The sequence below is a fragment of the Aurantibacillus circumpalustris genome, from assembly GCF_029625215.1.
In the GTDB taxonomy this organism is placed as follows: domain Bacteria; phylum Bacteroidota; class Bacteroidia; order B-17B0; family Aurantibacillaceae; genus Aurantibacillus; species Aurantibacillus circumpalustris.
Genome location: NZ_CP121197.1, coordinates 4,492,078 through 4,503,982 on the forward strand (window position 1 = coordinate 4,492,078; position 11,905 = coordinate 4,503,982).

Consider the following 11,905-nt stretch of genomic DNA (forward strand, 5'->3'; position numbering starts at 1 on the left):
TAAGCTGCCAGCCGCACACAGTTTATTGTTGCTTTTTGTCTATACTTTTTTTGTCGCGGTCATACATAAAAAAAGTTTTTTCAAACTCAGTCCCAAAACTGTCAAACGGAAATTTTTTGATAGTTTCATTTCTGTATGTCATTATACATATTTTATTTTTCTTGTCACAGTCTATACAAATTGGGTATTTCTCTTTTGCAGCAAGAGAGGTTGATTTAATAATTGTGCTGTCCTTAATATAAAGTATGTCGGATTCATTAAATCCTCCGTCCGCAAACCATGAGGTCACACGAGAAGTGTCCTGAGAGTAATAGTAAGAATCTTCACGTTGATCATATATTAAATGAACATTCATAACTGTGTGCCAAGTACCAATCTTTCTGTCGTCAGCGTATTGTCCATAGAAGTAGTCCTGAACATAATCACCTTTTTCAAGTTCGTCTGGCTTGTCGACCGGATTGTATTGAACTTTATAGTAAATCCACCAGCCTTGCTTTTTCGCAAATTTGTCCTTGCAATTTATGCTGTCCGGAAAGTTGTCTGGGAGTGAATGAAAAAGTTTACGGTCGAATTTTTCGCACGTCTGAGAAAATGTCTGGCCGTAAATTAAAAGGAAAAATATTATTGTCTTGCTGTATTTTGTCATGGGTCATTTGTCCGGCTGGTTGCTTATAACTACCTTATACCCGCTACAAACATTCGGTTATCTTGCATATGGTACGCAGATAACCGCTACTCGGTAGCGGTTTTTTAAATGTATAACTATTTCTATAAATAATCAAATGGCGAAGTTATCGTTTGTAAACTTTTAGTACTCACATGGGTATATATCTCGGTGGTTCTACTACTGCTATGCCCCAGTAATTCTTGTATATATCTTAAATCAGTGCCGTTTTCTAATAAATGAGTAGCATAGCTGTGTCTCAGCCAATGTAAGGTTACTGGCTTTTTAATGCTCGTTTTTAATAAATTAGTTTTTAAAACCTGCTGTAAACTCCTCTCGTCATACATACCACCGGGTTTTTGTCCCTCAAATAAATAAAGCCTAGGTTCGTGTATCTTATTATACTCTTTCAAAAGCACTAAAATCTTTGAACTTAATGGAGTAATTCTGTCTTTCCTTCCTTTCGACTGCTTTATAATTAATAAATTTCGATTACAATCTAAATGTTCTGGCTTTAATCTCAACAACTCTCCGCATCGTAAACCACAAGCGTAAATTAAACTCAACATGGCTTTATGCTTCAGATTACTAGTCTTTTCAAGCAATTCTTTTACTTCCTCCTTACTTAATATGTTCGGTAATAATTTAGGCCGTTTTGGCCTGTCTATTAATTCCGGGTCTAGTTTTTTGTTTTCAACTTTTCTGAAAAATAATTTTATAGCGCTCACAACCTGATTCTGGTAAGATGCCGAAAATTTGTTAGCCAAAATATAGTGGTTATTAAAATCAATTAGGTCATGGTTATTCAGATTCTCTGTGTTTTTTGTACTGTGATATCTTAAAAAAGTAGTTAAAGCATCCGTATAGGTGTGTACCGTATTTTTACTATAGCGTTTCGACAACATCCATTTTTTAAACTCAGTCACTTTGGCTTTTTGCCTTTCGTTTAATAAACCTAATCTGGAAGAAGGATGTTCTGTTATCCTCGCAGAACCAAGCACCAAAGCCGTGCTATTATTTTTAACAGTCGAATAATCCAACCAAGCTTTCCCCTTAAACGCGTTGAATAATTCACTTAAAATCCCAGGTCTATTCTCGAAATACCAGGCCTTGTGTGTGTGACTCCATTTATAACCAATAAGCGATTTAACACATTGCTGCAATTCAGCATTATAAGTAAAGTGTAAAGAAATAATTTCCTTTTCACGGTGAATTAATTTGCTCAGCTTTATGGTTTGGGTAGTTTCCACAAACAAAATTACCTCTAAAAAAACACATAACTTGCTATACTTTGTAGCAAGTTAAATCGAAATCATGTTCTCACAAAAGTTCTGCGAAAAACTATCAACAAAAAAACCCTTCTAGTTCTAGAAAGGGTTCTTAAATTATATCCTGAATAAAAATTACTCGCCCAAAGCTTTTTTCAAATTAGTATCTAAAGCTTCTAAAAATTCTTCTGTATATAAAAAGTGTTCGCCATGTTTTACATTGTTTCCAAATGCACACACTGCTAGATCTTTTGTCATTTTTCCACTTTCAACAGTTTCAACACAAACTTTTTCTAATGTTTGACAGAAGTTAACCAAATCTTTATTTCCATCTAATTTACCACGGAACTCTAAACCTCTAGTCCAAGCAAAAATAGATGCAATTGGATTAGTAGAAGTTGGCTTACCAGCTTGGTGATCACGATAGTGACGTGTTACCGTGCCATGCGCCGCTTCTGCTTCCATTACTTTTCCATCCGGAGTAATTAATACAGAAGTCATTAATCCTAATGAACCAAATCCTTGTGCTACTGTATCCGATTGTACGTCGCCATCGTAATTTTTACAAGCCCACACAAAATTTCCATTCCACTTTAATGCCGAAGCAACCATGTCGTCGATCAAACGGTGTTCGTATACAATTCCAGCAGCTTCGAATTTTGATTTGTAATCTGCTTGATAAATTTCTTCGAAAATATCTTTAAAACGACCATCGTATTTTTTTAAAATGGTGTTCTTAGTTGACAAATACAAAGGCCACTTTTTTGTTAAGGCCACATTAAAACACGAGTGCGCAAATCCGCGAATCGATGATTCTAAATTGTACATGCCCATTGCAACACCTGCTCCTGGAAATTTAAAAATTTCATGCTCAATCACCGTTCCATCTTCACCTTCAAATTTCATCGTTAATTTTCCTTTTCCTGGAACGACGAAATCTGTAGCACGGTATTGATCTCCAAACGCGTGACGACCAACAATAATTGGCGCCGTCCAGTTTGTTACCAAACGTGGGACGTTTTTACAAACGATTGGCTCACGAAAAACAGTACCATCTAAAATATTACGGATGGTTCCGTTTGGTGATTTCCACATTTGTTTTAAATTAAATTCTTTTACACGCGCCTCGTCAGGAGTAATCGTAGCACACTTAATACCCACTTGATATTTTTTAATAGCCTCTGCAGCGTCAATCGTTACTTGATCTCCGGTAGCATCACGGTGTTCAACACCCAGGTCATAATATTTAATATCCAAATCTAAATATGGAACAATCAATTTGTCTTTTATGAATTTCCAAATAATACGGGTCATTTCATCCCCATCAAGTTCTACAACGGGGTTAGCTACTTTAATTTTGCTCATTTTTAAGGCGTTTTAAGATTTTTTTAAATAGAGCACAAATTTAGGAAAGCTAGTTGAACAGGCAAGTTTTTGGCAGGGTTTTTATAAGATTTAACGAAGACCTGATGACACAGAATTCTTGAATTTAAGCAAGAATGGCTTCACATACTACATTTTTTGGGCGCTTGCCCATGAAGCTGAAAACGCCTTTAGTTAAATCTCGTCTGCGTTTCGCTTCGGTCTTAAAAGCCAGCGCACGATCTGGCCCAAAAGTTCACTGAACTTTTGTCCTGCTTTATCCCATTTGCCTTAGCTAAAAGCGGCTATGTTTGTGCGGGGTCTTTGCCCTTCGGGACACGTACGCACCAGCTGGCTCAAAAGTCTACAAGCCTTTTGCCCTGCCAAACAGCCGCTTTAAGCCAAGTCTTCGCGGGGATGCCGCTGTGGTCCCTGGCGCGAATTCTGCTATTTTTATTCCTGTTGTAAAACCTCAGCGATATTCTGCGCCGAACTCCACAGACTCTGTGGTTAAACAGACTACAACAAACCGCCAACTCTTTGTGTCCTTTGTGCAACACTTCGTGCCCTTTGTGGTTAAAAGTACAGAAACCACGAAGAACACAAAGAAGACACAAAGAAACACTGAGGAAATCAAAACCCTTTGTGATTAAAAGAATATAAACACTTTCAAAGCGCCCCATATTTAACTACTTTAGCCAACACTTAAAAAAACAACCATGTCAAAAACTAAAATAACAGTAAATAACAACGGCTCTATCCGTTTAGAAGGAGATTTTGAAATTGTAGACAAAAGCGGCGCAGCATACGATTTAGCAGGGCGCGAAATAGTTTCTTTATGCCGCTGCGGACTTTCAAAAAACAAACCATTTTGCGATGGTTCTCATAATGGACACTTTGAGCACGACGCGGTTGCATTTGCATTACCTCCAAAAAAATAAAATTTGACTTAGTTGTGTCTTTCTACATTTTAACGCTCTATGGATAAAAAAACAGAGCACACGAATAAACACTATGGAAAATTAATAATCTTTGTGTCCTTTGTATAACACTTTGTACGCTTTGTGGTTATAAGAAGACAAATCACGAAGAACACAAAGTAGGCACTAAGAAATACAAAAAAACTCAAAATTCTTTGTGCCCTTTGTGTAACACTTTGTGCGCTCTGTGGTTAAAAAAGCGGGTTCTAAAAAACTTCCTCAATCAGTTTCTTTGCATTCAAAGTATTATCAAAATTCTCAATTAAACTTTTTCTTTCATGACACAATTCATCCGTAAAATCCTTATGCATAGATTCATTAATTGACTGAATAAAGTTTTCTGCCGAATCGGCAAGCCTTAAAGTTTTATTTTCTTTTATCCCCGTTCCAGAAATCATGTGGGTGTTGCAAATCACAAAACGTCCTTTAAACAACACATTTAATAATTTTAATTTCAATCCTGTTGGTTGCGCGGTATACAACACATGAATTTGTGAATTACGCAACAACTGTGTCATTTCTTCTTCATTAGGACTCACTCTTAATTTTATATTTGAATGCTCTTTTACCAATTGAATCAAGAATTCAGGCGGATTTAAACCAGCAATGACAACGGGAAAATTTATTTTTGAAAAGACATGTTTAATCAACCATACCGCTGCCTCATAATTTTCTGAAACACTTAAATTTCCATGAAAAAGAATATAATCTCCCTTTCCCGGTTTAATAGTTAAACTTGAATTTGGATGAAAACTTGCCAAATAAACAGACTTTACAGCTGGATATTTTTTATGGAAATAAGTAGTATCTTTTTGATTCACAGCAAGAATTAAATCTGCATATGCTACAATGCTTTCAAAACGCTTTAGTTTCCATGCTTCAATTCTAAGGTAGATTCTTTTCGCGAAACGTTTTTCAGTTTTTGAGAGCTCATTGTAATAATCGTGTTCAATATTACTGTGACGGTAAATCTTCTTTCGATTTTTAAAGCGTTCATCATTTAATAAATAACAGGTATGCAATACTTCAAAAAGAATTGGAAAATCATTACAGAGTAAATTTTTTTCTAGTTCTGCAGATTGCCTTGATTTTACTGTGTATGGAAGTAAAGACAAATTATTCAGCACTCCGGTTTTTCGTTCGTAATAGTAAACCTTTTCACATAAGTCCTCTAATTCCTTTGACGGATTTCGCCCATAAGTAAAACAATGAAGATGAATTTTAACACCAGCCTTTTTTAACCAATAAAGTTTGTAAAACACATCAATAACACCGCCATAATTAGCGGGAAAGGGGACATCGAAAGAAACAATATTTAAAGAATTACTCAATCATTCAAAGATGCCAATTTTATTCGAAATAAAAACTATTCGAAATAATTCCTGCTTTAAAATTATGTTTTGGACTTCCGTCTGCATGATATATATAGATCTGCGAACGTTGAGAGTAATCCAAAGCATCGGAAACATAAATACTGTAGTCGTTTGGATTTACGCCAAGTCCGTAAAAGTTTTTTGTTCCGCTCGCTATAAAATGACTAGCGGGCAAACTCATTTCCTTAACAGACATTCTATAAACGGATTTATTTAAAAAATACAAAGTGTCTTTCTTTGCGTTCAAACACAAATTAAAAGGCGAATCTGTTAATTCAAAATTTACAAAGAAGTCCACTTTATTTGTTGCCGGATTGATTTTCGATAATCTTCCGGAAGAAATGCCATAATTTCCTGAAGCAAGCACCCACACCTGATCATTTGCATCTAACGCCACACTTGATGCACCAGCTCCGACAAACACACTATCTTCAATTTTATCACTTAAAACATTCACAACATATACATGGTCACGGTCTGTATTCGTTATATAGGCTTTGTTGTATAATAGTGTCATCTTTTCTGTTTTTCCCGAACAAGGTATACTTCCCGTTATTGCATTTGTATTTAGATTAATGATACTAATAGAGTTTGCATACAAATCGCTCACGTATGCTTTTTGATTGGTAATCGGCAAAATATAACGCGGTGAGTTGAGCCCTGTGATTTCAGTTTTTTTCTTGAATTCCTTATCACATACAATAATCTTTTTGGAATTATTTACAACGATGTAATAACTGCCATTAAAATAATTCAGGCTTTGTGCAATGTTGCCAAGCTGTGATTGATTCTGTGTTTCATAAAAATTCTCAACTACTTCATTGCTCCCACTATCGTACAATGAAATGCTGCCGTTTCCGTTCTGAAAAGGTCCTTCGTTTACAATGTATACTTTTTTAGAATTTGTTAACTGAACAGGCGGTTGGACAAGAGTTTCCGGTTTGTCTTTTACGCATGACGCTAAAAACAAAACTAAAACGAGAATAAAAAAATTATTTTTCATGGTGTTATCTATTAAAAGTAGAGTTAGAATATCCCTCTAACTCCTTTCTTTATTCATTTAGTTTTTAATTATTTTTTTAACGGTTGAATTAGTCTCAGAACGCATTTGGAGTAAATAAATTCCCGACTGTAAATCGTTAAGGTTTATTTGTGAACTTGTATTCTGCATTGTTTCATCATGAACAATTTTACCAGCCATGTCTTTAATAGTAATTCGTGCTAACGGCGACTGTCCTTGAACTGTTATCATAGAATTAAAAGGATTTGGATACACTTGCAAACCGTTATCAGATGAACCTTCTGTTAAACCCGTAACAATCGAAGAAGAAGTGGAAAAATTATCTAAACAGAAATAAGTTGGATTATTGATTCCGTAAATGCCAATATCTGATGAGTATAGCTTAAAGGATACACTATCCACATTCCCTAGGGTACTGCAATCAACCCAGGTCCAAGCATTCACAATGTAATCTTGCGAGTTATTTGAGAATCGATAATCCGCTAAATAAAACTCAACCGTGTCCGTTTTTTTTGTTCCATTTTTATAAGCGTAAACTGTGAGCTTAAACCAATCCGGATAATTTCCAGGCTGCAATCCTGAATGCGTGTGAAGCGTGTCACCAAAGGCCCTGGCAGGACCTCCACCATTCAACATTGTTTTATAACCATACGTTGAATTAGTAACAAAAAACCCAAGCACAGATTTTTCTGAAGCTGACAGTTTTACCCGCATTTGTCCTCCAAAATATCCTTGTGATGCCGTTACATACTTATTTGAATTATTATAACCTTTTCCGGTTATAGCGCCGTACAAATTATTGTAGGTTCCGTCAGTGATGTTGTTCTTATTCGTGTAAGCAAATCCTGCGTCCCAAAGATTATAGGTAGTATCCCAAGCATAACGAAATGTTGCGTTCGTTACTACCCATGAATCTCCGTTGTGATTTTCATAAAAAGTATCTGTACCTAAAGTTAAATTTTCGAAATCAGCTACAGTTTGTGCGTTGAATCCGACACCCGTTAAAGCAAGTGAAATGATTGTAATCGTTTTTTTCATGTTTTAATTATTAGTTATTTTATTTTTCTGTTTTACTTTAATACTGATACCTAATTCGTAACTGCGCAATGGCATTGGTCTCCCTGCAAGAACAGTATAATCTGAATTAAAAAGATTGTTGCAGGCAGCAAACACCGTTAAATCGACTTCTTTTAACATAAGTTTATTCGTTAATCGTAAGGAAGAAGTATGATAAGGGTTTAACCAATTTAAATTATCGCTTGTTGTAAAACGATAGCCTGCATATTGATGATAAAAAATTAAATCCGTTCCTGCATAACCCAATGCTATATTTCCATTTACGGTATAACGTGGTGTATAAATAAGTTGCTTATTTACCGTATTATCATTTTGTTGAGAATTTGATTCAACGGTAGATAATACGTAAGCTGTAATAACACCTGTTCCCATCCGAAATTTATTTTTGCGATAGTTAAACTTCCAACTTGTTTCCGTTCCCCTACTCCAAACTTTTTGAATATTTAAAGGCGATGGATTTCCACCTGCTCCCGGAACCCAAAGTATCCAGTTATCAATTTTTCGGTTATACGCTGATCCCGAAACAAAAAAAGTAAACTGCTTAATTTGTTTTGTGTAATTTATTTCTCCTTCATAGGTATAGCCTTCTTCAGGCTTAAGATTTGGATTCCCTCCGGGCAGCCAGTATAATTCATTCAATGTTGGCTGTCTGTATACTTTTGCAGTATTTATTTTTGCAGTAATGTGTTTTGTAAGTTTATATTCCAACGAAACGTTCCCAGTAAATGGCAACGTGCCAGCACTAAAGTACTCGACTCGCGCTGACACGTAACTTATTAACCGATCCTTAAAAAACATAAATTTGTTGCCAATTAATAGTGAGGCTCTACTTAGTGTTTTAGCGGCGCTATAATTTTCTGTATTTGCTGAACTAGAAAGAATATTTATGGCAACATTTAAATGATAGTTCTTATGAGCCATGAAATAGTTTTCATTTTCGAACATCGTTGTCTTAACCGAACTTTTTGAAAACAAATTGATAAGACTGTCAGTGTAATTAATATTATCTACAAAGTACCCGGCTCTTAGCAAGGACTTAAATTTTGTTACCATATAGCTCCAGCTAGCCGTTATGCGAATTCCGTTGTCCCGTTGATAAGTCTTACTACTTATATTATTGGGGTAATTTGGTAGATGCCTTTGATTATCGGAGAGCCATGCGTTGACAGAAATAATTTGTTTAGAGTTGATAAGAAATTTAAATTCCTGCATCAGTCCTTTAAAATTAAACTCAGAATTCCTTAAATGTTTAATTTGATTTTCTTTGTCAAGAGTATCTTTGTAATTAAAATTATTTTGAGATCTATTCAGGTAAACTTTTGTGGAAGAAGCAAAACTACGTTTACTCAATAAAACACTCGCGGAACTATTCAGTGTTCCAAAACTAGCAACACCAACGTTTATAGCGCATGATAATCCCTGATTAAACCGTAAAGCATTATTTAAATGTATACTCCCTCCCATAGCGCCGCTTCCCCAAAGAGAGGATGAACCGCCATACTCAACTCCTATAGATTCAAAAAGAATAGAAGGCATTAAAGACAAATCTGATTGGCCAAGCATAGCATTCTGCAAATTAAATCCATTCCATAAAACGGCAGTCTGAGAAGCGTTACCTCCCCTCAGTGCAGTGGTTGCAATGGAACCAGGTCCATAATTTTTAATAAAAATAGAAGAATTGTAATTCAGTATATCTGCAACGGAACTGTATTTAAATTGTTCTTTTACGACTGTATCTGTTTTCTCTAGCTTTTTCCCAATTTGTGACAAGTCAATTTTTTTTGCGCTTATTTCCACATCATTCAAAGAAATCGTGTCTTGGGCATAACAAATACTGCTCGTTATAAAACAACAAAACAGTATAGGTTTAACCAAATAGGTTAATACACAAGCAAAGCGCTTATCTAAATTTAAAATCAATTTATTGAATTAATTTTTACACGTCTTAAACCCCACATCCCGAAGGTTTTTTAACATTGTGTAGCAGGCAGGTCTTCTGACTTATCCTTGACTTAAACGCCTTCCCGTATTATAACAGTGGCAATCGATTGTTTAAGTCCCGATAGTTATCGGTATTAAAAGGACTCACAGCAGCGGGCACTATTAGCGAATTTCACGCTATTCCCTATTATTCTTTTTTTCAGCCCACAGTTTTATATAACCGAAAGGATTAAAAAAGAACCTGATACATTACAAATATAAAAAATACTGTTCATTTGAAAGAATTTATTTTTCTTTGCACCAAATCGTTATGGATAATCCTCAGAAAATAGAATTGATTAATTACCTAAGCTCGTTTATTTCCGAAAAAAGAAAAATTAGGTTTGATGAAGTTATTGCCATGCGAACACAACATCTGCGTGTTGTGCTCGAAAACGTATATCAAGGACATAATGCCAGTGCTGTGCTCCGAAGTTGTGAGAGTTTCGGAATTCAACATGTACATTTTATCGAAAACAGAAATCAGTTAAAAATAAGCGACGATGTGGCTATGGGTAGTAGCAATTGGTTGAACATACACCGCCACAACAAGTCAGATAATAACACGGTAGAAGCAATCAAACATTTAAAAAGTTTAGGTTATCGTATAGTAGCTACAAGTCCTCATAAAAATGATTGTACGATTGATAAACTTCCGGTAGATAAAAAACTAGCCCTTGTTTTTGGCACAGAAATAGATGGCATTTCGCAAGACGTTTTTGAGCACGCTGACGAATTTGTAAAAATTCCAATGTATGGTTTTACCGAAAGTTTTAATGTAAGTGTTTGTGCTGCTCTTTGTATGTACGAACTTACAACGCGAATAAGAAAAGAGGTTCCCAGTTATCTTTTAAGTGAACAAGAAAAATTAGATGTTTATTTTGATTGGTTAAAAAACAGTGTTGAAAAAAGTGAAGCGCTTATAGAAAACTACCTCAATCCAAAATAAAAAGATCAGAAGCAATACCATCGGCTTGCAGTTTTGCGCTTTTAGTAAGTGTAAAAACTTTATTCTTTTCTATCAGAAAATTTTTCTTAACAAGGATTCCATTTTTAAAGTGCTTTGCGATAACTTCTCCAAATTGCGCTTTGATTTCGTTTAAATCACATCCCCAAATGGTTCTCAAACGTGTTAGTACATATTCGTTATAACGATTATTGACCGAAAGCTCTTCTTTTTCAAAAAACGATTGATCAGTATCCAAAGATTTAATATAACTCGAATTATTACTCACATTCCATTGCCTTGAATTACCGTTAAAAGAATGCGCTGAAGGGCCTATTCCCAAATACGCCTGTTGCAACCAATAATTGCTATTGTGCTTGGCGAAAAAATTAGGCTTCCCAAAATTAGAGATCTCATAATGCACAAAACCCGCATCCTCAAAAGCATCAGCCATCATAATAAATTGTTTACTACTAAGATCGTCACTTACTGGTGGTTCTATCCCTTTATTAAAATTTACTCCTAAAGCAGTTTTATTTTCAATAGTAAGATTGTAAGAAGAAATGTGCTGAGTTTCCAAGGACATCGCAGTTGTCAGTGTTTTTTCCCAGGTCTTTAATGATTGAAATTTACTACCATAAATTAGATCAATAGTGAGATTATTAAATCCTGCATCTTGTGCAAGTTTCACCGAAGCTAAAGATTCAGTAGCAGTGTGCGCCCTGTTCATCCATTTTAACTCTTCGTCATCAAAACTTTGTAAACCTATACTGAGTCGATTGAACCCAAGTTGAAACCAATCTCTTAAGGATTTTGTGGTGATATCATCTGGATTAACTTCTAAGGTAATTTCAATATTCTTTCCAAAGGTAAAATGAGATTTCAATGTTTCTAAAACAGTCCTTAACTCCTCATGCGAAAGCAAACTAGGCGTTCCCCCACCAAAATAGATACTATCCAAGTTTTTGTTGCTTAAATAATCACTTCTTAAATTAATCTCCTTATTTAAAGCTTTAACCAGGTTCTCTTTTGAAGATAAATTGGTGCTAAAAAAAAAGTCGCAGTAACTGCATGCTTTTTTACAAAAAGGTATATGAATATAAACGCCAGACACGCATTAAAAATACAGAGAATTAAAGGATTGAAGGGAAAGATTCCCTTTATTTACCTTAAATCAATGAATTTCGCTGTAGCACTTAAAAAAACGAATAAAAACTACATTTTTTTGAAACTA

Annotated in this window: 10 protein-coding genes and 1 riboswitch; of the genes, 2 read left to right on the forward strand and 8 right to left on the reverse strand. The window is 35.1% G+C overall.

Annotated features, from left to right (window positions below; translation table 11 throughout):
- Positions 1 to 22: 22 nt before the first annotated feature.
- The 3 genes from P2086_RS18545 to P2086_RS18555 all read right to left on the reverse strand — a co-directional run bounded on the left by P2086_RS18545 (position 23) and on the right by P2086_RS18555 (position 3,297).
- Positions 23 to 646, reverse strand: coding sequence for a hypothetical protein (locus P2086_RS18545; RefSeq protein ID WP_317898262.1), 624 nt, complete (start codon positions 644 to 646; stop codon positions 23 to 25).
- Positions 647 to 768: 122 nt separating this feature from the next.
- Positions 769 to 1,914, reverse strand: a complete 1,146-nt coding sequence (locus tag P2086_RS18550) for a tyrosine-type recombinase/integrase (protein WP_317898263.1) — start codon at positions 1,912 to 1,914, stop codon at positions 769 to 771.
- 153 nt (positions 1,915 to 2,067) lie between these two features.
- Complete coding sequence (locus P2086_RS18555) at positions 2,068 to 3,297, reverse strand: NADP-dependent isocitrate dehydrogenase (RefSeq protein WP_317898264.1); 1,230 nt, start codon at positions 3,295 to 3,297, stop codon at positions 2,068 to 2,070.
- 716 nt (positions 3,298 to 4,013) lie between these two features.
- On the opposite strand from P2086_RS18555, the gene P2086_RS18560 reads away from it, so the two are divergent.
- Entirely contained in the window at positions 4,014 to 4,235 is a 222-nt protein-coding gene (locus P2086_RS18560) for a CDGSH iron-sulfur domain-containing protein (protein ID WP_317898265.1), read from the forward strand.
- A gap of 245 nt (positions 4,236 to 4,480) precedes the next feature.
- Here P2086_RS18560 and P2086_RS18565 read toward each other — a convergent pair whose 3' ends face one another.
- Genes P2086_RS18565 through P2086_RS18580 form a run of 4 tightly spaced genes read right to left on the reverse strand, consistent with a single transcriptional unit; the run spans position 4,481 to position 9,665 of the window.
- Positions 4,481 to 5,605 (reverse strand): glycosyltransferase, encoded by a 1,125-nt coding sequence (locus P2086_RS18565; RefSeq protein ID WP_317898266.1) that lies wholly within the window; start codon positions 5,603 to 5,605, stop codon positions 4,481 to 4,483.
- A 19-nt stretch (positions 5,606 to 5,624) separates the two neighbouring features.
- A complete protein-coding gene (locus P2086_RS18570; RefSeq protein ID WP_317898267.1) occupies positions 5,625 to 6,650 on the reverse strand; it encodes a YncE family protein in 1,026 nt (341 codons plus the stop codon).
- A gap of 57 nt (positions 6,651 to 6,707) precedes the next feature.
- On the reverse strand, positions 6,708 to 7,706 hold the full coding sequence (locus P2086_RS18575; protein ID WP_317898268.1) for a T9SS type A sorting domain-containing protein: 999 nt from the start codon (positions 7,704 to 7,706) through the stop codon (positions 6,708 to 6,710).
- Between the two features lie 3 nt (positions 7,707 to 7,709).
- Complete coding sequence (locus tag P2086_RS18580; RefSeq protein ID WP_317898269.1) at positions 7,710 to 9,665, reverse strand: TonB-dependent receptor plug domain-containing protein; 1,956 nt, start codon at positions 9,663 to 9,665, stop codon at positions 7,710 to 7,712.
- Between the two features lie 49 nt (positions 9,666 to 9,714).
- A riboswitch (cobalamin riboswitch) is annotated at positions 9,715 to 9,946 on the reverse strand.
- A 50-nt stretch (positions 9,947 to 9,996) separates the two neighbouring features.
- Here P2086_RS18580 and P2086_RS18585 point away from each other — a divergent pair.
- Entirely contained in the window at positions 9,997 to 10,674 is a 678-nt protein-coding gene (locus tag P2086_RS18585; protein ID WP_317898270.1) for a TrmH family RNA methyltransferase, read from the forward strand.
- Here P2086_RS18585 and hemW read toward each other — a convergent pair.
- Positions 10,661 to 11,785, reverse strand: coding sequence for a radical SAM family heme chaperone HemW (gene hemW / locus P2086_RS18590; RefSeq protein WP_317898271.1), 1,125 nt, complete (start codon positions 11,783 to 11,785; stop codon positions 10,661 to 10,663). The genes P2086_RS18585 and hemW overlap by 14 nt on opposite strands.
- Between the last annotated feature and the right edge of the window lie 120 nt (positions 11,786 to 11,905).